The following is a 20,379-nucleotide window of genomic DNA, read 5'->3' as shown; positions in this document are numbered from 1 at the left end:
CCACATGAACCTCACCGAGGCCGACGTACTGCGCATCAAACGCGCCGCCGCGTACGTCGAGACCCACGACACGGACCAGGTCCTCGCCGAACTGTTCCCCGACCTGACGGAGACCGAACGGACCGACATCTCAAGCCACTTGGCCTTCGACCACACCGCGGTACTGGTCTTCCCCGACACCCTCGAAGGCCTGCGTGAGGAACTCGACCGCCTGGGCTTCGAACCCGGCGCCGTCAACCCGAGCGTAGTGGTCCGAGGCCGCCTCGCACGCCGCTACGGCTCGACGGTCGCCGAATCCCCGGTCGCCATCGTTCACTTGGGCGTGGCAGGCCGCAGCGTCGAGATCTTCGCCCTGCCCGTACCGCCGGACTCCCCGTTGGAGGCGGTAGCCGCCGACGAACGCGAATCCGAACACGAGGCCCACCACGCCTTCGCGGCGACGGAGGCACCCGTCCGGTTCGAGGAACGCACGGGTGCGGTACCGGACGGAGGCGGCTACAACGCCCACGAGCGCGTAACCGTCCGGTACTTCCGCACCAGATCCAACGCCCGCTTCGAACTACGCCTGAGCGGCGACGCCGCCAGGGGCGCGGGGAACTGCGCGACCAGCCACACTCCACCCGCACCCGGCCGCGCACAAAACCCCTATGGTGCTTAGCCCGCCTGCCCCATCCCCGCCGCATTGGGCCAACTCTGCGCATTGGGCCACCCCGTGGCAGGCGCGGGCGCCAGCCCAGGCCCGGTCGTCCCACGAACCTGCGCGGCGGTGAGCCCACCCCGCGCAGGAACACCGGGCGGCGTAGGAGCCGCAGAAGCAGCCGCAGGCATGGGCATCTGCGGTTGCGGCGGCGCACTCATCGCCGGCGCGTACGGAGGCTGCGGCTGCGGAATCTGCGGCTGAGGAACCTGCGGCTGAAGAACCTGCGGTTGCGGAATCTGCGGCTGAGGCGGCGCAGCCATCGGCATCTGGGCCACGGCCGGCATCGGCATCCCCGCCCCGCCGCTCTGCGCGGCGGCCGGCATCGGCATCTGCAGGGGCATACCGCCCCCGCCCCCGATGGCCTGCGCGACGAGCGGGATACCCGCCCCGTTCGTCTCGCTGACCAGCCGGTCCACGGCCGCCGTACCCGAGCTGTAGTTGGTCCCGGTACCCAGCTCGGGCACGGCGGCTCCCCTCCTGGTCCCGTAGAGCACCTGTTCCAGGCCGGACACCAGGCGACGCACGTCCACCTGGGGGCGCACCACGAGCCTCAGGAAGCGGCTGGACGAACCGATCTTGTTGCCGCATTCGCGGACCAGGATCCGGTGCTCGGTGAGCATCCGGTCCCGGACCACCGTGCCTTCGGCGCCCACGGGCAGGCGCACGAAGAGGAAGTTGCCCTGCGAGGGATAGACGGTCAGACCGGGGAGCGCCGAGAGCTGGCTCGACATGTCAAGACGGTCCCGATACACCTGGTGCAGACTCTGCGCGTACTCGGCGCCGTGCTCCTTGAGCATAAACACCACGTACTCGGCGAAGGCGTTGAGGTTCCACTTCGGCAGCATGGAGCGGACCCGGCCGGCCAGCGAGGGGTTCGCGACCATGTAGCCGAACCGTATGCCGTGCAGGCCGAAGTTCTTGCCGAGGCTGCGCAGCACGACGACGTTGGGGCGCAGCATCGCCTCCTGGACGACGCTGGGTTCGGCCTCGGCGTCGGCGAACTCCAGGAACGACTCGTCGATGACGATCAGATCCAGGTCGGCCATCGCGTCCATGAACTGCACCAGCGACTGCTTGTGGGTATAGCCGCCGTCGGGGTTGTTCGGGTTGCAGATGACGGCGACCCGGGTGCCGCGGGCGCGGATGAACTCGGCGTACTGGCCGAGGTCCAGGGCGAAGCCGCTGGACTCCTGCAGCGGGAACATGTCGACCCGCTTGCCGGTCTCCATCGGCTGGTCGGTCCAGCGGCCGAAGGTGGGGACGGGGACGGCGAGGGACTCGCGGACCAGCAAGTGGTCGATCCAGGTGATGAGTTCGGTGGAACCGTTGCCCATCGCGACCGCCTGCGGGGGCAGTTGGAGCAGGTTGCACAGCTCGGCGGTGATCGTGTCCGCGCTGCTCGGGTAGTACGTGATGATGTCGCGCAGACGAGCCGACATCGTGTCGAACATGGCCGGGGTGGGGAAGTACGGGTTGCACGGAATGCAGAAGTCCACCGGGCCGGCTCCGTCGCCGCCCTCCCGCGTCAGCGCAGCCATCGACGGGCTGTGCGCCGCCGTGCTGCGGAACAACGAGGTGACGTTGTCGGCCATGGAACCTCCGTATGGGGCGGACCCGTCGGGGACGGCCGGGTCCGTCGTCTTGGGTGGCCCGCGCGGGGGAGCACGGGCCGCTCTTAGATACGGAGTCTGGGGTGGCGTTGTTCAACGCGTGTGAAAGTGGTGTGAGTGTGGGAACCACCAGGCCGCCGGACGCATCCGGCGGCCTGTGAGACGGTTCACCACGTCATGCGCTGAACGTGTGCACCGTCCTCGTACGGTACGTCTGCCCAGGTCGCAGGGTGGTCGTCGGGAACGAGGGCTGGTTGGGCGAGTCCGGGAAGTGCTGCGTCTCCAGGCACAGCGCGTCACCCTGCCGGTAGACGCTGCCGCCGGTCCCGGTGAGGGTCCCGTCGAGGAAGTTGCCCGAGTAGAACTGCAGCCCCGGCTGGTCGGTGGCGATCTTCAATGTGCGGCCCGAGCGCGGCTCGCGCAGGGTGGCGACATGCTCCGGTTTGGCCGTGATGCCCTTGTCCAGAACCCAGTTGTGGTCGAAGCCCTTGGCCTGAACCTGCTGGACGTGGCCGGCCCGGATGTCCCGGCCGATCGTCTTCGTCTTGCGGAAGTCGAAGGGAGTGCCGGAGACCTTCGCCAGTTCGCCGGTCGGGATCAGCCCCGAGTCGGTGGGTGTGTAGCGGCCGGCGGCGATCCGGAGCTCGTGGTCCTCGATCGTTCCGCTGCCCTCGCCTGCCAGGTTCCAGTAGACGTGACTGGTGAGGTTGACGACGGTGGCCTTGTCGGTGGTGGCCTCGTAGTCGATGGTCCAGTCGCCGTGCTTGTTCAGCGTGTACGTCACCTTCACCTTGAGCGTGCCGGGGTAGCCCATCTCCCCGTCGATGCTGGTGTAGTAGAGGTGCAGGCCGACGTCGGAGCCCTTGGTGAACGGCTCGACGTCCCACACGTGCTTGTCGAAGCCCTGGGTGCCGCCGTGCAGGCTGTTCACGCCGTCGTTGACGGAGAGCTGGTAGCTCTTGCCGTCGAGCGTGAACTGGCCCTTGCCGATGCGGTTTCCGTAGCGGCCGATCAGCGCCCCGAAGTACGGGGTCTTGGCGACGTAGTCCTCGATGTTGTCGAAGCCGAGGGAGACGTTCGCCAGGTGGCCGTGCCGGTCGGGGATCTCCAGGGACTGCACGACGCCGCCCCAGGACAGGACCTTCAGCTTCGTGCCGCCGTTGGCCAGCGACCAGATCCAGACCTTCGTGCCGTCCGCGAGCTTGCCGAAGAGTTTCTTCGAGGGGGTCCTGCCGCCGGAGGCCTCGGCGGTACCCGTACCGAGGGTGGTCGCGGCGAGTCCCGCCGCCGCTGCACCCGCGATGACTGTGCGTCTGTTCAGTTCCATCTAGCGGCTCCTGTAAAGGAATTGGGCCCCGTGGATCTCACCTGCGGGGCCCGTAGCTTGAATTACGAACCGGACTTGCGCTTGTTCCACACATCGAAGCCGACCGCGGCCAGCAGGGCGAGGCCCTTGATGACCTGTTGCCAGTCGGTGCCGACACTGAGGAGGTTCATACCGTTGTTCAGCACACCGAGGACGAGACCACCGATGATCGCGCCGAGGACGGTACCCACACCGCCGCTCATCGACGCGCCACCGATGAACGCCGAGGCGATGGCCTCGAGTTCGAAGTTCAGTCCCGCCTTCGGCGAGGCCGCGTTCAGACGGGCGGCGACCACCAGACCCGCCAGGGCCGCGAGCACGCCCATGTTCAGGAAGACCAGGAAGGTGACCTTCTTGTCCTTCACACCGGACAGCTTCGCCGCCGGCAGGTTGCCGCCGATGGCGTAGATGTGCCGCCCGAAGACCGCGTTGCGCATCACGTAGCCGTAGCCGACCACCAGCACACCGAGCACGATCAGGATGATCGGCGCACCCTGATAGCTGGCCAGCAGCATGGTGACCGCGAGGATCGCGGCAGCGATCGCGACGAGCTTCAGCAGGAAGGCGTTGCGCGGCAGCACCTCAAGGGAGAACTCCTGCTGGCGGCCCCGGTCGCGGACCTCCTGGAAGATCACGAAGGCCAGCAGCACGAAGCCCAGCAGCAGCGTGAGGTTGTGGTAGTTGGTGTCCGGGCCGACCTCCGGCAGGAAGCCGTTGCCGAGCTTCTGCAGACCGTCCGGGAACGGGCCGAGGGTCTGGCCCTCCAGGAAGATCTCCGTCAGACCGCGGAAGAGCAGCATGCCCGCCAGGGTGACGATGAACGACGGTATGCCGAGATACGCGATCAGGAAGCCCTGCACCGAGCCGGCCAGCGCGCCCACCACCAGGCACAGCACCAGCGCGAGAGGCCAGGCCACCCCGTGCTGCACCGTGAGCACGGCCGCGAACGCGCCCACGAACGCGGTCAACGAGCCGACCGACAGGTCGATATGGCCCGCGATGATCACCAGCATCATGCCGATCGCGAGGATCAGGATGTAGCTGTTCTGCAGCACCAGGTTGGAGACGTTGCGCGGCAGCAGCAGGTCGCCGCCGGTCCACACCTGGAACAGCACCACGATCAGGCCGAGCGCGATCAGCATGCCGTACTGGCGCATGTTGCGGCGCAGCCCGCCCAGCATCAGCTGCAGCAGGCCGCCGCCGGAGGCGGATCCGCCGCCCTTGCCGGGCGGCGCGGCGGCCGGGACCTTGTCCGTCACATCGGTGCTCATCGGGATACCTCTTTGTCCTTCGTCATCTGGCGCATCAGCACTTCCTGCGTGGCCTCGGCCCGCGGGACCTCGCCGGTCAGCCGTCCGGCGGCCATGGTGTAGATGCGGTCGCACATGCCGAGCAGTTCGGGCAGCTCGGAGGAGATGAAGACGACCGCCTTGCCCTCGGCGGCGAGTTGGTCGATGACCGTGTAGATCTCGTACTTGGCGCCCACGTCGATCCCGCGGGTCGGCTCGTCCAGGATCAGCACCTCGGGACCCGCGAAGATCCACTTGCTGAGGACGACCTTCTGCTGGTTGCCGCCGGACAGCCGGCCGACCGTCTCGAACACGGTCGGCGCCTTGATGTTCATGGACGTGCGGAAGCCCTCGGCGACCTTCCGCTCCTCGTGCTCGTCGACGACACCGCGCCTGGCGACCTTGCCCAGGGCGGTCAGCGAGATGTTCCGGTTGATGTTGTCGATGAGGTTGAGGCCGTAGTGCTTACGGTCCTCGGTGACGTAGGCGATCCCGTGCTGAACCGCCTCCGCGACGGTCTTCGTACGGATCTCCCGGCCGTCCTTGAGAACCGTGCCGCCCGCGTACCGGCCGTAGGCGCGGCCGAACACGCTCATCGCCAACTCGGTGCGCCCCGCGCCCATCAGGCCCGCGATGCCGACGATCTCCCCGCGCCGCACGTTGATCGACACGTCGTCGACCACCTTGCGCTGCTGGTCGATCGGGTGGTGCACGGTCCAGCCGCGGATCTCCAGGGCCGGCGCCGCGTCCACCTCGCCCGCGTACGGCGTGCGGTCGGGGAAGCGGTGGTCGAGGTCGCGGCCGACCATGCCGGAGATGATCCGGTCCTCGGTGGTCTCCGGCGCCTTCACGTCGAGGGTCTCGATGGACCGGCCGTCGCGCAGGATCGTCACCGAGTCGGCGACCCGCCGGATCTCGTTCAGCTTGTGCGAGATGATGATCGCGGTGATGCCCTGCTTCTTCAACTCCAGGATGAGATCCAGGAGTTTGCCGCTGTCCTCGTCGTTCAGAGCCGCCGTCGGCTCGTCCAGGATGAGCAGCTTCACCTTCTTCGAGAGCGCCTTGGCGATCTCCACCAACTGCTGCTTGCCCACGCCGATGTCGGCGATCCGGGTCTCCGGGTGGTCGGTGAGACCCACCCGGCGCAGCAGCTCGGTGGCGTGCTTGAGCGTCTCGTTCCAGTTGATGAACCCGCCCGAGGCGTGTTCGTTGCCGAGGAAGATGTTCTCCGCGATCGACAGGAACGGCACCAGGGCCAGCTCCTGATGGATGATCACGATGCCGTGGTGCTCGCTGGCCCGGATGTCCTTGAACGAGCACTCCTCTCCCTCGAAGAGGATCTCGCCCTCGTACGTGCCGTGCGGATGAACGCCGGAGAGCACCTTCATCAAGGTGGACTTCCCGGCGCCGTTCTCACCGCAGATGGCATGGACCTCGCCCTGACGGACCGTCAACGTGACGTCCGACAGCGCTTTGACGCCGGGAAAGGTCTTGACGATCGAGCGCATTTCCAGGACGGGTCCCGCCATGGTCGTGCCCTTCCAATCCGTAGGAATGATCGATCCGTGAGGATCGGGACGGGGGACGGCTACTGGAGTTCGCTCGCCTTGTAGTAGCCGGTGTCGACCAGTTCCTTGGTGTAGTTGGTCTTGTCGACGCTCACCGGCTGGAGCAGGTACGCGGGCACGACCTTGGTGCCGTTGTCGTACGTCTTGGTGTCATTGACCTCGGGCTTCTTGCCGTTGAGGACGTCGTCGACCATGGTCGCGGCGACCTTGGCGAGCTGCCGGGTGTCCTTGTAGACGGTCTGCGTCTGCTCACCGGCGATGATCGACTTCACCGAGGCCAGCTCGGCGTCCTGGCCGGTGATGACGGGCAGCGGCTTGCTGGAGGAGCCGTAGCCGTCGGACTTCAGCGCGGAGAGGATGCCGATGGAGATGCCGTCGTAGGGCGAGAGCACCGCGTCGACGCGGCCGGTCTTGTAGGAGGAGGTCAGGACGTCCTCCATGCGCTTCTGCGCGGTGGTGCCGTCCCAGCGCAGCGTGGTGACCTGGGTGAGCCCGGTCTGCTTGGACTTGACGACGAGCTTCTTGCTGTCGATGTACGGCTGCAGCACGCTCATCGCGCCGTTGAAGAAGTACTTGGTGTTGTTGTCGTCGTTGGAACCGGCGAACAGCTCGATGTTGAAGGGGCCCTTGCCGTCCTTCAGACCCAGCTTCTCGACGATGTAGTTGGCCTGGAGCTCACCGACCTTGGTGTTGTCGAAGGACGCGTAGTAGTCGACGTTCTTCGTGCCCAGGATCAGGCGGTCGTAGGAGATCACCGGGATCTTGGCGTCCGCGGCCTGCTGGAGCACGTTGTTGAGCGACTTGTTGTCGATCGCCGCGATGATCAGGCCCTTGACGCCCTGCGTGATCAGGTTCTCGATCTGCGAGACCTGCTGGTCGGGGTCGTCCTCGCCGTAGACCAGCGAGGTCTTGTAGCCCTTGGACTTCAGGTTCGCGACCACGTTCTTGCCGTCCGCGATCCAGCGCTCCGAGGACTTGGTGGGCATCGCGATACCGATGGTGCCGCCCTTGGCGTCGCCCGAGCTCGCCTTGCTGCCCCCTTCGCTGTCCTGCCCGCAGGCGGACAGGGTGAGAGCGAGCGAGGCGGCGCCGGCTATGAGGGTGAGGGCGCTTCTGCGAGTGCGCATGGTGATCGTCCCTGTCTTTCTCGTCGTTGAGATGTGCTGGGCCTGGCGGGGTGTGGGGGGATGTCAGTTGGCCGGGAAGCGCTTGAGCGTTCCGGGCAGTCGGGAGCCGAGCGGCGCCATGTCCCCGCCCGCGCCATGCCGTTCGAGCAGGTCGAGGGCGAGCCGGCCGCGCCGTACCCGCTCCCTCGCGGTGTCCAGGGTCACGTCCCGCAGGTGGGTGCCCCACGGGTAGATCCCGGGCGCCCTGGAGAGACCGAACTTCAGATACAGCGGAGCACCGCGCCTGATCAGCTCGGCGACCTCGTACATCCGGATGTAGCCGCCGAGGTCGTCGGGGGCCTCGATGTACATGTCCATGGGAGCGGCGGACACCCGCCGGATCTCGGTGAGGTGAGCGAGCGTCAGATCGCTGGGCACGTTGAGGGAGTCGGCGCCCAGCTGCTCGAAGACGGAGTACGACGCCGGGTTGACCGGCCCGATCAGCGCCGACACCTTCAGCGTGGTGTCGGCCGGGATGATCCCGGCGACCCGCGCCCGGTGCAGCGTCCATAGCACGCCCTCGTCGGCGACGAGCAGGCACTTGACGCCCAACTCCGTCGCCCGCACGGCGTCCTCGACACAGCCGGCGACCGCGTCGTGGCCGCGGGCCCGGAGGCCGCCGCCGCGCGAGTCGGACCGCACCGAGCCGCCGATGTCCCACGTGCCGCGCGGGCCCGTGAACAGACACAGCTCGATGTCGCGCGCGGCCGTCGCCTCCAGCATTTCGGTGATCTCGGCGTCGGTCAGCATCCACACCCCGCTGCCCTGGCTGATCCGGTGGATCGGCACGTCGAGGCGGGAGGACTCCTTGAGGACGACGGCCAGCGCCTCGGGGCCCTCGCACGAGGGGATCTCGGTGCGCCAGCGGCCGCCGCCGGGGAAGGTGTGCGGCGAGGCGTCGGCGGGGTCGAGGGCGGGCGCGCCCAGGCCGAGCGCGGTGAGTATCTGCTCACCGGGCCGGCGGGCCGCCGGGTCGGAGACGTCGTTCACAAGCTGTCCTTCGCGTTCGGTATATCGGACGAGGTTCGCGGCTCTGGGTACGGAAAGGCTGGGGGTACGCCGGCACGGGGACCGTCAGGTCGCCCCCGTACCGGCGTACGTCTAGGGGCGAAGGAGCACCTTGCCGACCTTCGGGTCGCCGGACCCGACCAGCTCGATGGCGTGCGGGAACTCGTCCAGCGGCAGCTCGTGCGTGACCAGCGGCAGCGGGTCGAGCAGGCCCGCCCCGAAGACCCGTACGGTGTGCGCCCAGGCGTCCGGCGGGGCGCCGAAGACGGTGTGCACCTCCAGCTGCCGCACGACCAGGTCGGTCGGGTCGAGCCCCTCGGCGCCCGGCGCCGGGATCCCGGTGAGAACCAGCCGTCCGCCCCGCCGGAGCAGGCCGGCGGCGGTACGGGCCGCGTCCGCGGAACCCGCGGTCTCGATCACCACGTCGAAGTCGTCGGGCAGCTCCTGGTCCTTGGTCCGGAAGTCGGTGGCGCCGAACGTCCTGGAAAGCTCCGCGCGGTCGGGCCGCGTCCCCACCACGAGCAGTTCCGCGGGCGAACCCGCCCTCAGGAACTGGATCGCGAACATGCCGAGCGTTCCCGTGCCGACGACGGCGACCCGCTCACCGGGCCGGGCGTTCGCCTTGAGCGCCGCCGCCGCGATACAGGCCGCGGGCTCCAGGAGCGCCGCGGCCGTCAAGTCGGCCTCGTCCGGCAGGACATGGAGCAGCCGGGCCGGCAGGGTCAGCGTCGGGGCCATCGCGCCCGGCTGGGTGAACCCGGTCTCCTCGTACCCGGCCGTGCACAGCGTGGTCTCGCCCGCGTGACAGCGGTCGCACACCTGGCAGTTGCGGAACCCCTCACCGACGACCTTGCGCCCCACGAGAGTCGACGGCACCCCGGCACCGACCGCCGTGACCGTGCCGGACCACTCGTGCCCGGGCGTCAGCGGGTAACGGACGTACCCCTCGGGCCGGTTGCCCTGGTACACCTCGCGGTCGCTGCCGCAGATGCCGACCGCGTGGACGCTCACCAGCGCCTCGCCGGCCTCCGGCCGCCGGGGCTCGTGCGGGGCCAGCCGGTGCTCGCCCGGCGCGTCGACGACGACGGCGCCACTCACTGCTCGGTGCCCTTCGGCTTGCGCTGCTCCCAGCCCTCGGCCCACAGGTCGAACCGGGCCTGCTGCTGCGGGAACTCGGCCGCCGCGTCGGCGTCGAACTCGACGCCGAGACCGGGTTTGTCGGAGAGGTGGAAGTAGCCGTCCACGACCTCCGGCGCGCCCTTGACGACCTTCTTGATCTCCGCGTCCGCGAAGTCGTTGAAGTGCTCCAGGATCTTGAAGTTGGGCGTGCTGAAGCCGACCTGGAGCGAGGCGGCGGTCAGCACGGAACCGCCCACGTTGTGCGGCGCGACGAGCACGTAGTGCGTCTCGGCCGTGGCGGCGAGCTTGCGGGTCTCCCAGATGCCGCCGATGTGGCCGACGTCCGGCTGGATGATGTCGACGGCCTGGCTCTCGAACAGCTCGCGGAACTCGATCCGGTCGTGGATGCGCTCACCGGTGGCGACCGGGATGTCGACCTTGGCGGCGACCTTCTCCAGCGCCTTCAGGTTCTCCGGCGGGCACGGCTCCTCCAGCCAGGCCGGCTTGAAGGGCGCCAGCTCGTGGGCGAGGCGGACGGCGGTGGCGGGGGAGAAGCGGCCGTGCATCTCCAGCATCAGCTCGGCGTCCGGCCCGATGGCGTCCCGCACGGCCTCGATCAGCGAGACGGCGTACAGGGTCTGCTCGTGGTCCAGCTCGAAGTGCCCGGTGCCGAAGGGGTCGATCTTCAGCGCCCTGTACCCGCGCTCGATCACGCCCTGCGCGGCCTTGTGGTACGCCTCGGGCGTGCGCTCGGTGGTGTACCAGCCGTTGGCGTACGCCTTGACCTTGTCGGTCACCTTGCCGCCGAGCAGCTGCCAGACGGGCACCCCGAGGGCCTTGCCCCTGATGTCCCAGCAGGCCGTCTCGATGACGGCGATGCCGGACATGACGATCTCGCCGGCCCGGCCGTAGTCGCCGTACTTCATGCGTCGTACGAGGTCTTCCACCGCGAACGGGTCGGAACCCAGAATGTGATTGGCCTCCGCCTCCCGCAGATAGCCGATCAGCGCGTCGGTGTGCCCCAGCATCCGGGTCTCGCCGACTCCGGTGACTCCTTCGTCGGTGTGCACCTGGACGTAGGTCAGGTTGCGCCAGGGCGTCCCGACCACGTGTGTGCTGATTCCGGTGATGCGCACGGCAGTTGCCCCTCAGCTGTTCGAGATTCGCTGTTCGAGATTTCGTCACACGTTCGAAATGCTGGCGTGACAGTAAGGACGGGGCATGAGAAGTGTCAATGGGTCGAACGGGTAACGGTTTCGACAAGCATTCGAGGGACCTTTCGGTCACCAGTGCTGTCTCCCACAGAACCTTCACAGACGCGCCTAGGAACCTGACCGTCCGGGAACTTAGTCTTCCCGCGTCATGGACTACTGCCTCCCCTGCCGCCGGCACCTCAACGGCGCCCTCGCCTGCCCGGGGTGCGGCGCACCCGTCGAAGAACTCCGCGCGCACGCGGGGCAGCAGCCCAACGAGGAGCGCCCGCAGGCGAGTTCGTACGACGAGGAGGGCGCGGCACGGACCGACGCGACCCCCGACGACGAGGCCGGGGAGGCGGAGGAAGCCGCCGACGACGAGGACGCGCCGGTCGGGCGTGCCGCACGGCGTGCGCAGGAGCGGGGACGCGGGCGCGGCCGGGGTCGTGGCGCGGACGCCGAAGGGCCCGGCGGCGGCGCGAGTCGCCGCGATCGCAAAGCCGCGGCACACCGAAGACGCAGACGTCGCACCCTGCTGATAACCGCCGGCTTCGTCCTGGCCGCCGCCGGACTGAGCCTCGCGGAACTCGGCGTGGACGCCCCCTTCTCCACCCCCAAGCCCGCCGCGGCGGGGGACGCCTCGGCGGAGGGCGGTTCCTCCGAGGAGGCCGGCGGGACGGCCAAGCCGCTGGACGACACCTCGGGCACGAAGGGCGGGTCGGAATCCCCCTCGCCCGACGACTCCGCCTCGCCCTCGGCCTCGAAGTCCGGGAAGGACGACGACAAGAAGGACGGGGACGACACCGACTCCCCGTCCCCCACGCCGACTTCGCGGCCGGGCGTCACCTCGTCGGCCCCCGCCGCGAGCGCCCCTGCCTCGACCCCGACGCCCACCTCGGACCCGACGACGTCCGACCCGAGCCCGGACCCCTCGCCGTCACAGACGTGCGACAGGTTCCTGTGGTGGTGCACGTGAGCCGGTGCCCCGGGAACCGGGGACGTCGGTAACCCGGCCTCATCGCCTATGCGTTGAGCATCCTCTGCAGCAAATCCCGCAAAGACAGCCGCTCTTCGTCCGAGAGTCCCGCCAGTGGTGCGCGGGCGAAGCGCAGGCCCTCGCGCAGTTCGCGGGCCACCCGGAGTCCCTCGTCCGTCGCCGCCGCCAGCTTCACCCTGCGGTCGGCCGGATCGGGCCGCCGCTCCACCAGGCCGCGTGACTCCAGGCGGTCCACTATCCCCGTCACGTTCGACGGCTCGCACTTGAGCTTCTGCGCCAGCTTCCGCATCGGCAGCGGCTCCAGCGACAGCAGGCTCAGCAGCCGGGCCTGGGCCCCGGTCAGGGCGTGCTCGCCGGCCGCGTCCTCGTAGTCCTCGTAGAACCGGGCCACGACATCGCCGATCAGCTCGACGACCTCCATGGTCAGCGCGTCGGGGCGGGTTCTCTGTGGTGTGGCCATGCCTCCAGGGTACCCCGTTGCTTGACATCATGAAATATTAGCTGCATGGTTATTTCACGTACTGAAGCATTTCTGCAGTGGTAAGCGTGAAAGGTTCCGTCATGATCAACCGCGAATGGCACCTCCTCAGCCGTCCCGTCGGCTGGCCGAAGTCCGAGGACTTCGCCCTGGTCGAGGCGGAGATCCCGACGCCCCGCGAGGGCCAGGTGCTGGTGCGGAACAGGTACCTCTCCGTCGACCCCTACATGCGCGGCCGCATGAGCGCCGCCAAGTCCTACGTCGCCCCCTTCGAGCTGGGCAAGGTCATGCAGGGCGGCGCGGTCGGCGAGGTCGTCGAGTCCAACGCCGAGGGCATCGCCGTCGGCGACCACGTGCTGCACTTCCTCGGTTGGCGCGAGTACGCGGCCACCGACGCGAAGAACGTCGTCAAGGTCGATCCCGACACCGCGCCCCTGTCGACCTACCTCGGCGTCCTCGGCATGACCGGCCTCACCGCCTACGCCGGGCTGCTGCGCACCGCGTCCTTCAAGGAGGGCGACTCCGTCTTCGTCTCCGGCGCCGCCGGTGCCGTCGGCAGCCAGGTCGGCCAGATCGCCAAGCTCAAGGGCGCCTCGCGGGTCATCGGTTCGGCCGGCTCCGACGAGAAGGTCAAGCTGCTGGTCGAGGAGTACGGCTTCGACGCCGCGTTCAACTACAAGAACGGCCCCGTGGGCGAGCAGCTGCGCGCCGCCGCGCCCGACGGCGTCGACGTCTACTTCGACAACGTCGGCGGCGACCACCTGGAGGCGGCCATCGGCTCGCTCAACCAGGGCGGCCGGATCGCGATCTGCGGCATGATCTCCGTCTACAACAGCACCGAGCCCGTCCCCGGCCCGAAGAACCTCGCCCGTCTCATCCAGACCCGCGGCCGCATCGAGGGCTTCCTGGTCGGCGACCACTACGACCTCCAGCCGGAGTTCGTGGCCGAGGTCGGACCGTGGGTCGCCTCGGGCGCCCTGAAGTACCGCGAGACCGTCGTCGAGGGCATCGAGAACAACCTGGAGGCGTTCCTCGGCCAGCTGCGCGGGGACAACACCGGGAAGATGATCGTCAAGCTGTAGGACGCAGGGGCCCGTCGGCCGTCGCACTGCTGGAGGCCGCACCCCTGGACGTGGGGTGCGGCCTCCACCGGTTGCATGAGCCGCCGCTGCTCACTCCGCCGCTCAACCCGCCAGAACGGCCGCGTGCACGGCCATGACCAGCCGGTTGTTCTCCGGCGCCGCCCCTCCCGGGAAGGCGAAACGGCGGCGGGTGTAGCCGTAGGCGAGGCCCGAGCGGGGGTCGGCGAAGGCCTGCGAGCCCGCCGCTCCGCTGTGGCCGAAGGCGCCGGCGCCGAGGAACGCGTGCCAGGTGTCCGCCGTGGCCTGGAAGCCCAGACCGTAGGACCGGTGGGTGCGGGTGACCAGGTCGTAGCCGACCGAGTGGATCTGGCCCACCTCGCCGATGGTGTCCGGCTTGAGCAGCGGGGGCCGCCCGTCCACCTCGCTGATTGCCGCCGCGTACATCCCGGCGAGCCCGCGCGCCGCGGCGACACCGCCCGCGGACGCCGGGCCCTTGGCGCGCACGGCGCGGGAGTTGACGTGGTCCACGAGGCTCACGGTGTCCGGCGCGTGCTCGTTGAACGCGATCGAGGCCAGGGTGTGCGGCCCGGTCGCCGCCGAGTCCAGCACCGCCTGCTCCGGCGCGGTGGGGATCATCGGCTGCGCGGAGCGGAAGCGGGGTTCGAGGGCCGCGGGCAGACCCAGGTGGAGGTCCAACTCGTACGGGACGCGCACGCGTTCCTCGAAGACCTCCTGGAGGGTGCGGCCCGTGGCGCGGCGGACGACCTCGCCGGTCAGGGCGCCGATGACCAGCGCGTGATAGCCGAAGGCCGTCCCCGGACGCCAGAACGGGCGCTGGTCGGCGAGGCGTTCGGCCAGCTGCCGGTCGTCGGCGAGCTCGGCGGGCGTGAAGCCGGTGTCCGTGCCGACGACACCCGCCCGGTGGGCCATCAGCTCGCGCAGCGTGAGGGCGCCCTTGCCCTCGGCCGCGAACTCCGGCCAGTAGTAGGTCACCTTGCGGTCCAGCTCCAGTGTGCCGTCCTGGACGAGGAGCGCCACCACCAGATGCGCGGCGCCCTTCGTGGACGAGAACACCCCGAACAGCGCGTCGGGGCCGCCCTCGCCCGCCCACAGGTCGACAACCCGCCGGCCGTGCGCGTACGCGCACAACTGGCCCTCGTAGTCCGGCCGTTCCGTGGCCACGAACGCGGCGAACTCCTCGCGTACCGCCTCGTACCCGTCCGCGACGGTGCCGTGGATCTCCTGAGTCATCAGCTCTCCTCGATCTCAGCCGCTGCTCGCGTGCGCCATGCTGATCAACGCCTGTCCGACCTGCGGAAGTTCCCCCTTCGGCTGATACTGGAAAAAGGGTCGCGTGCCGGACGGGACGCCCTGTGGGCCGTGGCGCGCGTGTGTACCTCCTCCAGGGCTTCCTTCGATCGGTACGGCGAGATGTACCTGTTCGACTCAACCGCGACACCGGGGAGTTCATGCGACGGATGCCCCGGATGGGCGTCCCGGGGGGTGCGATCGGGGCATGCTGAGAGCGGCGGCGACCACCGGCGGCGGTGCGCGAGGCGAGGAGAGACCCCGTGGCAACGATCCCTTCGCTCCCCAGCAGGGACGAAGTACTGCGCATGGCACGCAGCACGACCGACATCACCGGCCAGCTCCTGGACACGGCCGGCAACATCACCAGGATCGCGATCAACACCTTCGATCCGCGGGACGGTTCGGGCGCGGAGGCGCTGCGCGTCCTGCGCGAGACCACCGCGGAACTGGCCGAGGCGAGCGCGTCCCCGCAGGCCCAGGAGGCCTTCTACCGGATCGTCGACACCCTGACCCGTCTGGGCACGACCGGCGCCCCGCTGGCCGTGCACCCCGTCAGCGAGCCCGCCCAGGTCCTCCTCGCGGCCATCGGCGACAGCCTGCTGCCGGTGCTGGACGCGGTGGAGCCGGCGGTGGAGGAATGCGCGACGGCGCTCGGGGACCTGCTGGAGGCGGCCTCCCCACTGCTGCCGGCGGTGGCCGGGGTGATCGCGGGCCTGCTCCTCGCCGCGACCCCGGTGATCCGCTCCACGGCGGGGGTGTTGAGCGACGCGTCCCCCGAACTCCGCCGCATCGCCGACGCGTTGACGTCGGCGCTGGCTCCGCTCCTCCCCCTCCAGGTGTCGTTGGCGGAACGAGCGGCCACGGCGGGAGCGGGCGTGGCCCGCGCGACCCTGTCCCCCTTGGCGGACCTCACGGAGGCGGCGGCGGCGACGACCGAGACGGTCCGGCCGGTACTGATCGCGGGGGAGGAGTTCCTGGTGTCGAGCCTCGAACAGCTCCAGCCGCTGCTGCTGGCGGCGGCGTCGAGGGCGGGACGAGTGGCGCGTTCGGCGGCGATACGGGTGAGCGCGGCGGTGGCGCCGGCGGGGGAGCGGGGGGTGGTGGTGGCGGTGGGAGCGCCGATGACGGCCTGAGGCGGGGCGCGGGTGGGTCGGTGCGTCAGCGGATCTCGCTCCCTGGTGGCCACCGCGCGCCCCCGCTAACGTGACTGCCATGTCGAAGGACCTGCCCGACCTGCGGGCATCGCACGAGGATCGCGACCGGGTGGTGGACGTACTGCGGATCGCGGCCGGCGACGGCCGACTCGACGCCGAGGAACTCGACGCACGGCTGGAGAGCGCGCTGACGGCCCGCACGCTGGGCGAACTGGCCGAACTGACCGCCGACCTCCCGAACGCGTCGGCGGCCAGGGCCAAGGACGTCCTGGTGGTCGAGCAACACGGCGGCAAGTACATCCGCGAGGGCCGCTGGTCGGTACCCGCCCGCATCGAACTCCGCGCCCAACTCTGCCGGGTCACCTTCGACTTCACCCACGCGGAGATCACCTCGGACATCCTGCGCATCGAGACGGACATGGTGCACGGCAAGCTGTTCTTCACCGGCACGCGCGACATCGCGATCGACACGGACGACCTGACCCTCACCTACTCCAAACTGAAACTCCGCCCCAGAACCTCACCCACCCCTCCCCGCCTCCGTATCGAACTCGCCGGAAAACTCCTGCACGCGAAGGTGATCGAAAAGCGATCGTGAGGGCGCCGAGCCCGTTGGTAGGGTGCGCCGATGTCATCGATCAAGCAGTTCCAGGTCACCTTCGACTGCGCGGAACCCGAACGTCTGGCCCGCTTCTGGTGCGAGGTCCTGGGATACGTCGTCCCGCCGCCCCCGGAGGGTTTCGCCACCTGGGACGAGTACAAGAACGCGCAGCCCCCTGAGGAGCGGGACGCGTGGTTCGCGTGCGTCGACCCCTCAGGCGTAGGCCCGCGCCTGTACTTCCAGCGCGTACCCGAAGGAAAGGCCGTCAAGAACCGCGTGCACCTCGACGTACGCGTCGGCACCGGCCTCGTGGGCCCGGAACGCCTGGCCGCCCTGGAGGCCGAGTGCGCCCGCCTGGTCCCCCTCGGCGCGGTCCACGTACAGACGCTGTACGACGGCAAGGACGCGTGCATCCCGATGCGGGACATCGAGGGCAACGAGTTCTGCATCGACTGAGGGTCGCTGGAACGAGGCCTACCGTCGGCGAGTGGTCACGTCAGGTCGTGCCGGCGCGGTCGACAGTGCTTGGCGCTGTCATCGGCGAAGACGCAGAGCTGACCGATGAACTCCCGGTACTCGGCAGGGTAATCGTGGTCCTTGGCGGGCGGCCCGTCGATCCACTGCTGCCAGAGGCCGTCCGGGGCGAGGAACCGGGCCGCGTGGTCGGTTCCGAGCCTGGCGTCGAGCAGGAGGAGCGCGCCGAGGGCGTCCGGCTGGTCGTAGTCGAGGTCGGGTCGAGGCAGGTAGCGGTCGAGGTAGGCCACCAAGAGGTCGGCGTCGGCGGCGGTGCCGAAGGTGGCCAGCGCGACACAGTACGCCTGGCCTGCATAGGGACCCCTGCTGGCGAGCAGGACTTCGCCAAGACGGTCCCGAAACTCGGTTCTGCCGGCAACAGCGATGAGCCAAGCCGCCGTCCCGCTCTCGCGCCATCCTCCGTCGAGCAACATTCGCAGTTCTCGAGGGGTGATCTTCCCGGCGTCCTTGCCCAGTTTCCGCGTGAACTTGGCTCGGTCGCGCCCACTCAGATAGAGAAGGGCGCCGCCGAGTCTGAGGTACCGGCGGCCGCGTGTGACATAGCGGCGGACCAACCTGAACAGCTCGGCCTCTTCAGCGGTGCGACGCATGGCAGCATCTTCGTACGCACACAGCCGATTTCGACGGCAACTCCCGACAACCGCCCACAAAGACACCGCCCCCCACCCCGCCCCCGCCCGCCGATAGGCTTCCCGTATGCGAGATCTAGGGGCCGGCTTCACGTACCTTCTGAAGGGCCATCAGTGGGCGGCGCGGCATGGGAAGCAGTACGGGTTCGGGCTGTTGCCGGGGCTCATCACGCTTGTCCTCTATCTCGCGGCGCTGATCGCGCTGGCGCTCTGGGGTGAGGACTTCGTCACGTGGGCCACGCCGTTCGCCGATGACTGGTCGAGTCCGTGGCTCGGTCTGTTCCGCGGGTTTCTGACCGCCGTGCTGTTCGCGCTCGCGCTGCTCCTGTCCGTGCTCACCTTCACCGCGGTGACGCTGCTGATAGGCCAGCCCTTCTACGAGAACCTCTCCGAGAAGGTCGACCGGGATCTCTCGCCGGACGGCACCGCACCCGAGTCCGGGCTGTCGCTGTGGCGGGAGTTGTGGATCTCGGCGCGTGACAGTCTGCGCATCCTCGTGCGTGCCGCGGTCTGGGGCATCCTGCTCTTCGGCCTCGGTTTCCTGCCCTTCGTCGGGCAGACGGCGATCCCGGTGATCGGGTTCTTCGTCACCGGGTTCTTCCTCACCGAGGAACTCACCGCCGTCGCGCTGCAGCGGCGAGGCGTCGACCTGCGTGCGCGCCTCACCCTCCTGCGCTCCCGTAAGACCCTGGTCTGGGGCTTCGGCACCCCGCTGGCCGTGGCCTTCCTGGTGCCGTTCGTCGCGGTCTTCCTGATGCCGGGCGCGGTCGCGGGCGCCACCATGATGGCCCGCGACCTTCTGGACGAGGGGACGGCGGAACCCGACCCCGAGCCCGGCAACAAGCGGCTCACCTTCTGAACGTCACCACGTCACGACGTCACTTGCCGAACGTCACGTCCGCCGCCACCGTCACGATCGCCCGCACCTGATCGATGATGTCCAACCGGTTCTGCACGAACTGCGGATCCGTCACCGCCCCCGTCGCCGGATCCGTGTTCCCCGCCCCGAACTGCAGCACCGGCGTGTGCACATGACCACCCGGCAGCGTGTCGTGCAGACCGAGCCGGTCGCGCAGCAGCGTCGCGCGGTACGCGATCTCGTTGGACAGGTAGTCCCCGCCGCCCCCGGCCCGCGCGGTCGACCCCGCCGTCGGCCCGTCCTCCCGCACGACCGGCACCGTGCCGCCCGCCGGTATCTCGGTGACGGAGGTGTGGTCGTACACCGGGAACCGTCCCGTCTGGGCGGCCACGATCGCGGCATACGGCAATGTCGTGGTCGTCCACTGCGGCTGCGAGGCCGGGTCGCTGACCGGCACGGTCTCCGTCCTGCTGACGTTGTCGTTGTCCGGGAACCCGCCCCGCCAGGCCCCGTTGGTCCGTTCCACGTCGATGCGGCCGACCCGCCCCTGACTCACGGTCGTGAACAGATCCACCTGCCTCAGATACGGCCGCAACGTCCGCTCCACCGTCCCGTCGGCGAAGTCCTGCCACCGCACCGGGAAGACGACGGTCTCGATCCGCGCCGGCCCCTCCGCTGTCCTGATCACCGTGCCGTCGAGCGCGAGCGCGGTGGCCCCGGAGGGGTTGGAGATCCGGATGTCCCGGTCCAGCGTGAACGGGTCGAAGCCGGTGACGAGGATCCGCTTGACGCCTTTCCCTCGCGCTGAGTTGACGCCCTTGCCCGACGACGACGTGCGCGGGTAACGGACGTCCTCCTGCCCCCTGGACGTCCGCTCCAACGCGTCGATCAGCGCGGCGCGTCGGGTGTCACTCAGCCCGAACTCCGGCTCCCAGGTGCGTACTTCCTTGGTCAGCCCGAGCCGCGCCCAGTACAGCGGCCGGTCGTCGTCCCGGCTCAGGTCCCCGCCCGCCGGCCCGCGCCCCTGCGCCCGGTCGACGGCCCGCCGCCACAACGCCGACCCCTCGCGTACGGCGATCCGACGCGCCTCGGCATAGGAACGGGCCCGCTCCAGCGCCCGCGCGAACTCCGGTGCCACGTCGTCGAATCCGGACCGTCGGAGGATCTCCTGCGGTACGGCCCGGTCGAGCCGTTGCTCCTCGACGGTGGGCGGGACTACCGTCCCGGCGGCGGTCGCCGTCGTGGGGGAGGCAAGCCCGGCCATCAGGGCCAGGCCGAGTACGCCGATCCGAACACGTAGAGAACTCAAGGGAGTCGGGTCCTTCCGTCGCCGTGGGGTGCGTGGTGCTGGACGGCCGCAGTATTCCCCGACGGAAGTGGTCTACGACATGGGGCCGGTGAGTCAGCCGGGCATCATCAGCAACACGAGCACGAGCAGCGGCACCGTCTGCAACACCGCCGCCCCGCGCAGCCGTGCCACCCACAGCGCGACCCCGACGGCCGCCACCACCCCGCAGACCACGCCCAGTTCGGTCAACGGCGGCTCGTACGGCTGCTCGTCCCAGTTCGCAGCCCAGCCCGTCATCCCGGCCGCCAGCCATCCGTAGCCGACGAGAAGGACGTTGAGGGGCAGGACCGCGAGTGCCGCCACGAAGTTCCGCATGGGGACCATCGTCGCGACGGGGGAGCGGGAGCGCCTGAGTAGGCGTACCTAG

20 protein-coding genes are annotated in these 20,379 nt (G+C 69.3%); 7 read left to right on the top strand and 13 right to left on the bottom strand.

Annotated features, from left to right (window positions below):
- Positions 1-4: 4 nt before the first annotated feature.
- Positions 5-658, top strand: coding sequence for a hypothetical protein (locus ACIQI8_RS13525; protein WP_402348594.1), 654 nt, complete (start codon positions 5-7; stop codon positions 656-658).
- Here the strand turns inward: ACIQI8_RS13525 and ACIQI8_RS13520 are convergent.
- From ACIQI8_RS13520 to ACIQI8_RS13485, 8 genes are all read right to left on the bottom strand, one after another.
- Positions 655-2,292 carry a pyridoxal phosphate-dependent aminotransferase gene (locus tag ACIQI8_RS13520; protein WP_402348591.1) on the bottom strand — a complete coding sequence of 546 codons (1,638 nt, stop codon included), beginning with the start codon at positions 2,290-2,292 and terminating at the stop codon, positions 655-657. The genes ACIQI8_RS13525 and ACIQI8_RS13520 overlap by 4 nt on opposite strands.
- Before the next feature lie 193 nt (positions 2,293-2,485).
- Complete coding sequence (locus tag ACIQI8_RS13515) at positions 2,486-3,637, bottom strand: aldose epimerase family protein (RefSeq protein ID WP_402348588.1); 1,152 nt, start codon at positions 3,635-3,637, stop codon at positions 2,486-2,488.
- Between the two features lie 62 nt (positions 3,638-3,699).
- Positions 3,700-4,947, bottom strand: coding sequence for a multiple monosaccharide ABC transporter permease (gene mmsB, locus ACIQI8_RS13510; protein WP_402348585.1), 1,248 nt, complete (start codon positions 4,945-4,947; stop codon positions 3,700-3,702).
- Entirely contained in the window at positions 4,944-6,494 is a 1,551-nt protein-coding gene (gene mmsA / locus ACIQI8_RS13505; RefSeq protein ID WP_402348582.1) for a multiple monosaccharide ABC transporter ATP-binding protein, read from the bottom strand. The genes mmsB and mmsA overlap by 4 nt, the downstream gene beginning before the upstream one ends.
- Positions 6,495-6,553: 59 nt before the next feature.
- A complete protein-coding gene (gene chvE, locus ACIQI8_RS13500) occupies positions 6,554-7,660 on the bottom strand; it encodes a multiple monosaccharide ABC transporter substrate-binding protein (protein WP_402348579.1) in 1,107 nt (368 codons plus the stop codon).
- A gap of 63 nt (positions 7,661-7,723) precedes the next feature.
- On the bottom strand, positions 7,724-8,689 hold the full coding sequence (locus ACIQI8_RS13495) for a hypothetical protein (RefSeq protein ID WP_402348576.1): 966 nt from the start codon (positions 8,687-8,689) through the stop codon (positions 7,724-7,726).
- 111 nt (positions 8,690-8,800) lie between these two features.
- Positions 8,801-9,805: a zinc-binding dehydrogenase gene (locus ACIQI8_RS13490; protein ID WP_402348573.1), complete on the bottom strand. Its 1,005-nt coding sequence runs from the start codon at positions 9,803-9,805 to the stop codon at positions 8,801-8,803.
- Positions 9,802-10,962, bottom strand: a complete 1,161-nt coding sequence (locus ACIQI8_RS13485; protein ID WP_402348570.1) for a mandelate racemase/muconate lactonizing enzyme family protein — start codon at positions 10,960-10,962, stop codon at positions 9,802-9,804. The genes ACIQI8_RS13490 and ACIQI8_RS13485 overlap by 4 nt, the downstream gene beginning before the upstream one ends.
- A gap of 226 nt (positions 10,963-11,188) precedes the next feature.
- On the opposite strand from ACIQI8_RS13485, the gene ACIQI8_RS13480 reads away from it, so the two are divergent.
- Positions 11,189-11,995, top strand: a complete 807-nt coding sequence (locus tag ACIQI8_RS13480) for a hypothetical protein (RefSeq protein WP_402348567.1) — start codon at positions 11,189-11,191, stop codon at positions 11,993-11,995.
- Positions 11,996-12,041: 46 nt separating this feature from the next.
- Here the strand turns inward: ACIQI8_RS13480 and ACIQI8_RS13475 are convergent, their stop codons facing one another.
- Positions 12,042-12,476, bottom strand: a complete 435-nt coding sequence (locus ACIQI8_RS13475; protein WP_402348564.1) for a MarR family winged helix-turn-helix transcriptional regulator — start codon at positions 12,474-12,476, stop codon at positions 12,042-12,044.
- 101 nt (positions 12,477-12,577) lie between these two features.
- Here ACIQI8_RS13475 and ACIQI8_RS13470 point away from each other — a divergent pair, with 101 nt between their 5' ends.
- Positions 12,578-13,576, top strand: coding sequence for an NADP-dependent oxidoreductase (locus ACIQI8_RS13470; protein ID WP_402348561.1), 999 nt, complete (start codon positions 12,578-12,580; stop codon positions 13,574-13,576).
- Between the two features lie 102 nt (positions 13,577-13,678).
- On the opposite strand, the gene ACIQI8_RS13465 is transcribed toward ACIQI8_RS13470, so the two are convergent.
- Positions 13,679-14,827, bottom strand: a complete 1,149-nt coding sequence (locus tag ACIQI8_RS13465; protein ID WP_402348558.1) for a serine hydrolase domain-containing protein — start codon at positions 14,825-14,827, stop codon at positions 13,679-13,681.
- A 320-nt stretch (positions 14,828-15,147) separates the two neighbouring features.
- Here ACIQI8_RS13465 and ACIQI8_RS13460 point away from each other — a divergent pair, with 320 nt between their 5' ends.
- The 3 genes from ACIQI8_RS13460 (at position 15,148) to ACIQI8_RS13450 (ending at position 17,098) form a co-directional block, all read left to right on the top strand.
- The gene (locus tag ACIQI8_RS13460) at positions 15,148-16,020 is read left to right on the top strand and encodes a hypothetical protein (RefSeq protein ID WP_402348555.1); all 873 of its coding nucleotides are present in this window, start codon (positions 15,148-15,150) and stop codon (positions 16,018-16,020) included.
- A 79-nt stretch (positions 16,021-16,099) separates the two neighbouring features.
- Complete coding sequence (locus ACIQI8_RS13455; protein ID WP_402348552.1) at positions 16,100-16,639, top strand: DUF1707 domain-containing protein; 540 nt, start codon at positions 16,100-16,102, stop codon at positions 16,637-16,639.
- Positions 16,640-16,669: 30 nt separating this feature from the next.
- Positions 16,670-17,098, top strand: a complete 429-nt coding sequence (locus tag ACIQI8_RS13450; RefSeq protein ID WP_402348549.1) for a VOC family protein — start codon at positions 16,670-16,672, stop codon at positions 17,096-17,098.
- A gap of 35 nt (positions 17,099-17,133) precedes the next feature.
- Here the strand turns inward: ACIQI8_RS13450 and ACIQI8_RS13445 are convergent, their stop codons facing one another.
- On the bottom strand, positions 17,134-17,766 hold the full coding sequence (locus ACIQI8_RS13445) for a DUF6000 family protein (RefSeq protein ID WP_402348546.1): 633 nt from the start codon (positions 17,764-17,766) through the stop codon (positions 17,134-17,136).
- Between the two features lie 106 nt (positions 17,767-17,872).
- On the opposite strand from ACIQI8_RS13445, the gene ACIQI8_RS13440 reads away from it, so the two are divergent.
- A complete protein-coding gene (locus ACIQI8_RS13440; RefSeq protein WP_402348543.1) occupies positions 17,873-18,664 on the top strand; it encodes an EI24 domain-containing protein in 792 nt (263 codons plus the stop codon).
- A 19-nt stretch (positions 18,665-18,683) separates the two neighbouring features.
- Here ACIQI8_RS13440 and ACIQI8_RS13435 read toward each other — a convergent pair whose 3' ends face one another.
- Positions 18,684-19,973 carry a pyroglutamyl peptidase gene (locus tag ACIQI8_RS13435; protein ID WP_402348540.1) on the bottom strand — a complete coding sequence of 430 codons (1,290 nt, stop codon included), beginning with the start codon at positions 19,971-19,973 and terminating at the stop codon, positions 18,684-18,686.
- A gap of 93 nt (positions 19,974-20,066) precedes the next feature.
- A complete protein-coding gene (locus ACIQI8_RS13430; protein ID WP_402348537.1) occupies positions 20,067-20,327 on the bottom strand; it encodes a hypothetical protein in 261 nt (86 codons plus the stop codon).
- Between the last annotated feature and the right edge of the window lie 52 nt (positions 20,328-20,379).

This window comes from Streptomyces sp. NPDC092369 (assembly GCF_044755245.1).
Taxonomy (GTDB): Bacteria; Actinomycetota; Actinomycetes; order Streptomycetales; family Streptomycetaceae; genus Streptomyces.
The sequence above is the reverse complement of the archived record's forward strand: the minus strand, read 5'-3'. Positions and strand labels throughout refer to the sequence as shown.

Bases quoted from the DNA above. Each gene is read 5' to 3' on its own strand.
- mmsA (WP_402348582.1), bottom strand. From the start codon at position 6,494: ATGGCGGGACCCGTCCTGGAAATGCGCTCGATCGTCAAGACCTTTCCC.
- ACIQI8_RS13445 (WP_402348546.1), bottom strand. From the start codon at position 17,766: ATGCGTCGCACCGCTGAAGAGGCCGAGCTGTTCAGGTTGGTCCGCCGC.
- ACIQI8_RS13475 (WP_402348564.1), bottom strand. From the start codon at position 12,476: ATGGCCACACCACAGAGAACCCGCCCCGACGCGCTGACCATGGAGGTC.
- ACIQI8_RS13465 (WP_402348558.1), bottom strand. From the start codon at position 14,827: ATGACTCAGGAGATCCACGGCACCGTCGCGGACGGGTACGAGGCGGTA.
- ACIQI8_RS13450 (WP_402348549.1), top strand. From the start codon at position 16,670: ATGTCATCGATCAAGCAGTTCCAGGTCACCTTCGACTGCGCGGAACCC.
- ACIQI8_RS13440 (WP_402348543.1), top strand. From the start codon at position 17,873: ATGCGAGATCTAGGGGCCGGCTTCACGTACCTTCTGAAGGGCCATCAG.
- chvE (WP_402348579.1), bottom strand. From the start codon at position 7,660: ATGCGCACTCGCAGAAGCGCCCTCACCCTCATAGCCGGCGCCGCCTCG.
- ACIQI8_RS13455 (WP_402348552.1), top strand. From the start codon at position 16,100: ATGTCGAAGGACCTGCCCGACCTGCGGGCATCGCACGAGGATCGCGAC.
- mmsB (WP_402348585.1), bottom strand. From the start codon at position 4,947: ATGAGCACCGATGTGACGGACAAGGTCCCGGCCGCCGCGCCGCCCGGC.
- ACIQI8_RS13430 (WP_402348537.1), bottom strand. From the start codon at position 20,327: ATGCGGAACTTCGTGGCGGCACTCGCGGTCCTGCCCCTCAACGTCCTT.
- ACIQI8_RS13525 (WP_402348594.1), top strand. From the start codon at position 5: ATGAACCTCACCGAGGCCGACGTACTGCGCATCAAACGCGCCGCCGCG.
- ACIQI8_RS13480 (WP_402348567.1), top strand. From the start codon at position 11,189: ATGGACTACTGCCTCCCCTGCCGCCGGCACCTCAACGGCGCCCTCGCC.
- ACIQI8_RS13520 (WP_402348591.1), bottom strand. From the start codon at position 2,292: ATGGCCGACAACGTCACCTCGTTGTTCCGCAGCACGGCGGCGCACAGC.
- ACIQI8_RS13515 (WP_402348588.1), bottom strand. From the start codon at position 3,637: ATGGAACTGAACAGACGCACAGTCATCGCGGGTGCAGCGGCGGCGGGA.
- ACIQI8_RS13470 (WP_402348561.1), top strand. From the start codon at position 12,578: ATGATCAACCGCGAATGGCACCTCCTCAGCCGTCCCGTCGGCTGGCCG.